Raw genomic sequence first — 3,517 nt, forward strand, 5'->3', positions numbered from 1 at the left:
GGACGGGAGCGGGGTTAGGGGTTGGGGCGGAGGCGGTTCGATTACGCAGATCGCGTCCATCGAGGGGTCCCGCCCCGCGCCCGGCCACGCCCACTACAGCGCGTCGAAGGCGGCCCTGATTATGTTCGCCCGCTCGGCCGCGCTGGAGTACGGGGAGCGGGGCATCCGCGTCAACAGCGTCTCCCCCGGCCTCATCGACCGGCCCGGCCTCGCCGAGGAGTGGCCGGAGGGCGTGGAGCGGTGGGGAAGGGCAGCACCGCTCGGCCGACTCGGACGCCCCGAGGACGTCGGCAGCGCGTGTGTATTCCTCGCGTCGGACTCGGCGTCGTGGATTACGGGGGTTGACCTGGTGGTTGATGGTGGGGTGGGGGCGGCGCCCGGGTGGTAGTCCGGGTCCGCTCGGTGAGCCGGGGTTGCCTGGCCGTTTGGCCGCCGGAGGGCCGCCCGCCCAGGCGGCGCCGATGGTAGGTGCCCGGGCCCGGGGCCGCGTCAGTGGTTCAGGTAGGCCAGGACCGCCAGGACCCGGCGGTTGTCCGTGTCCGAGGGGGGCAGCCCGAGCTTGGGGAAGATGTTGCCGATGTGCTTGGCGACCGCCTTCTCCGAGATGAACAGCGCCTCCGCGATCCCCGCGTTCGAGCGGCCCTGCGCCAGACACTCCAGGACCTCCCGCTCGCGGCCCGTGAGCGCCGCCATCGCGGTGTCGCGGGCCTTGCGGACCAGGAGCTGGGAGATCACCTCGGGGTCCATGGCCGTACCGCCCCGGGCGACCCGTTCGATCGTCCCGATGAACTGCGCGCCGTTGGAGACCCGGTCCTTCAGTACGTAGCCGACCCCCTCGGAGCCGGTGGCCAGCAACTCATGGGCGTACAACGGTTCCACGTACTGGGAGAGCAGCAGCACCGGCAGGCCCGGCACGCGGCCGCGTGCCTCCACGGCCGCGCGCAGGCCCTCGTCGCTGAAGCCCGGCGGGAGCCGGACGTCGACGATCGCGACGTCCGGCCGCAGGTCCATGAGCGCGGCGAGCAGCTCGGGGCCGTTGTCGACGGCCGCGGCGACCTCGTGCCCGAAGGCGGTGAGGAGGCGGGCGAGGCCGTCCCTCAGCAGGAAGTGGTCTTCGGCGAGGACAACGCGCACGGCACCTCCAGCGTCACCGTCGTCGGGCCGCCGAGCGGACTGCTCACGGTGAGCACGCCGTCGAAGGTGGCCAGCCGCTGTTCTATGCCGCGCAGGCCGGTTCCCCGGGTGGCATCGGCGCCGCCGCGGCCGTCGTCGGTGACCTTGATGCGGAGAGTGCCTGGGGTGGTGAGGCCCGGCTCGTGGCTGATGTCGACCCGGGCCCGCCCGGCCCCCGAGTGCTTCGCGGCGTTGGTCATCAGCTCCGAGACCGCGAAGTACGCGGCCGACTCCACCGGTGGCTCGGGGCGCGCGGGCAGGTCGGCCCGGACCTCGGTCCTGAGCGGGCTGATCAGCGCCAGGGAGCGTACGGCGTCGGCGAGGCCGCGGTCCGCGAGGACCGGCGGGTGGATCCCGCGGACCAGGTCGCGCAGTTCCTGAAGGGCCTTCGTGGAGTTCTCGCGGGCCTCGGCGAGGAGGGCGCGCACGGCCTCGGGGTTCGATTCGAGCAGGTGCTCGGCGGCATCGAGCGTCATGCCCATCGCCACCAGGCGGGCCTGGGCGCCGTCGTGCAGATCGCGTTCGATGCGGCGGATCTCGGCCATCTGCGTGTCGACGGCGGCCGTACGGGTCGTGGTGAGGTGGTCGATGCGGTGTGCCATCTCGGCCATCTCCGCGCGCAGTTCGTCCTCGCTGGGGGCGAGTATCGCCCGCAGGTAGCGCTCGTGGAGACTTACGGCCCTGGGCGCGGCCCAGCGGAACGCGAGCGGGAACTGAAGGGCGCCGAGTACCCCCGCGAGGGCGGCCGTCGGCCAGTTCTGGACCGGGATGAACAGGTACCAGATGCTGTCCCACTCCTGGGAGAGCCGCACCCCGAAGACCGCGGTGACCAGCCCCCATACCCCGCTGAGGACGAGCGCGAGGGGGGCGAAGGCGATCAGTCCGCCGACGTACGGGTGGAGGTTCGCCCACCGCCAGTCCCGCCACACCTGGCCCTCCCTGCTCGCCAACTGGGCGCGCAGGGCCGGGCCCTGGTCCGTCGTCTGCAGCTCGCGGTAGGGGGCAGGAAAGTCCCGGCCCGACCACTCCTCGGCCAGCTGTCGCTGCCGGTCGGCCAGTTTCCGTACGTTCTTCACGGCCCTCGGGAGCAGTTTGGCGCGGAGGCCGCTCATGAGGAAGAGGTGGGCGTGGGTGGTCCAGAGCGAGACCCAGAGGGCCCGCAGGGACAGGGCCCACAGGAGCAGGGAGCGGGTGAAGGCGCCGGCGTGTGCGGAACTTCGCGTCGGGTGCGCCTTCTTCAGCCCCGGTGGGCGTGGTTGTGGCTGTGGTTGTGTGTCCGTGGTGGTGGGCATGGTGATCCCCCTGTGTTCCCCGTGAGGCCTGTTCGCCTTGTTCCGTATGTCTCTGATCTGCGGGTTCGTACGGCCGTGGGGTTCATTATGGGGCGGTCACCGGGCAGAAGTCGGTGGTGAAAACTCCCCTCTTCGCGGGGGCTTCGCCGAGGCCGTGAGGGTCAGGCGTGGGGCGCGGTGACGCGGGTCAGCCAGGCGCGGACCGCCGCGTTGAACTCGGCGGGCCGTTCCAGGTTCGGCAGGTGCGCGGCCGACTCGACGACGCTCAGTACGGAGTCGGGCAGCGCGGCGTGCATGGCCTCGGCGTCGGCGACCGGGGTGTAGGTGTCGTCGCGGCCCACGACCACGAGGGCCGGCACGGCGGCCCGCGTCAACAGGGCTCGGTAGTCGGGGCGTTCGGCCCGGCCGCGCAGGGCGGCGGCCGCTCCCTCGGGCGGGGCGGCGAGCATCATGCGGTGGACGTACGCGGACGCTTCCTCGTTGTACGGCGCCACCATCTTGTCCCGCACCTCGTCCGCGTACCCCTTCATGCCCTCGGCGAGCAGCCGGTCCGCGAGGGAGTTGCGGGCGGCCTTGCCCTCCGGGGTCTCGGCGGCGGGGAAGGTGTCCGCGAGGAGGAGGCCTGTGACGCGCTCCGGGAACAGGCGGTAGCACTCCATCGCGATCTGGCCGCCCATGGAGAGGCCGCCGAGCGCGAACTCCCTTACTTCCAGGTGGTCCAGGAGCGCGGCAAGGTCCTCGGCGAAGGCGGCGATGTCCGTGGTGCCGGGGACGACGGTCGACGCGCCGTAGCCGCGGAGGTCGGGGGTGATGACGCGGTGGGTCGCGGCGAAGGCCTCGCGCTGCGGGGTCCACATGGAGCGGTCGAAGGGGTGGCCGTGGAGGAGTACGAGGGTGGGGCGGGGCCCAGCTTGTGGTTCGGGCTCGCCTGTGTCGTCGTAAGCGATGGTGACGCCGTTGAGCTGTGCGGTTGCCATGGGAGGAGGCTAGGTCGGGTCAACTGTCCGGTGCAATAAGATCTTTGCTCTCGGTGCAATCGGGGGCGTGGGTGG

4 protein-coding genes are annotated in these 3,517 nt (G+C 71.9%); 1 reads left to right on the forward strand and 3 read right to left on the reverse strand.

Annotated elements, in window-relative coordinates; all coding sequences use genetic code 11:
* Positions 1–388, forward strand: a 388-nt coding sequence (locus GKQ77_RS29990) for an SDR family NAD(P)-dependent oxidoreductase (protein ID WP_219692263.1), incomplete at its 5' end; no start/stop codon positions are given.
* A 101-nt stretch (positions 389–489) separates the two neighbouring features.
* Here GKQ77_RS29990 and GKQ77_RS29995 read toward each other — a convergent pair.
* The 3 genes from GKQ77_RS29995 to GKQ77_RS30005 form a co-directional block, all read right to left on the reverse strand.
* Positions 490–1,134 (reverse strand): LuxR C-terminal-related transcriptional regulator, encoded by a 645-nt coding sequence (locus GKQ77_RS29995; protein WP_125514226.1) that lies wholly within the window; start codon positions 1,132–1,134, stop codon positions 490–492.
* Positions 1,098–2,465: a sensor histidine kinase gene (locus GKQ77_RS30000; protein ID WP_258022219.1), complete on the reverse strand. Its 1,368-nt coding sequence runs from the start codon at positions 2,463–2,465 to the stop codon at positions 1,098–1,100. Before GKQ77_RS30000 ends, GKQ77_RS29995 begins: the two co-directional genes overlap by 37 nt.
* Before the next feature lie 161 nt (positions 2,466–2,626).
* Entirely contained in the window at positions 2,627–3,442 is an 816-nt protein-coding gene (locus GKQ77_RS30005) for an alpha/beta fold hydrolase (protein ID WP_219692264.1), read from the reverse strand.
* Positions 3,443–3,517: the final 75 nt, after the last annotated feature.

Origin of the sequence: Streptomyces anatolicus (genome assembly GCF_019400875.1) — a bacterium.
GTDB lineage: Bacteria > Actinomycetota > Actinomycetes > Streptomycetales > Streptomycetaceae > Streptomyces > Streptomyces anatolicus.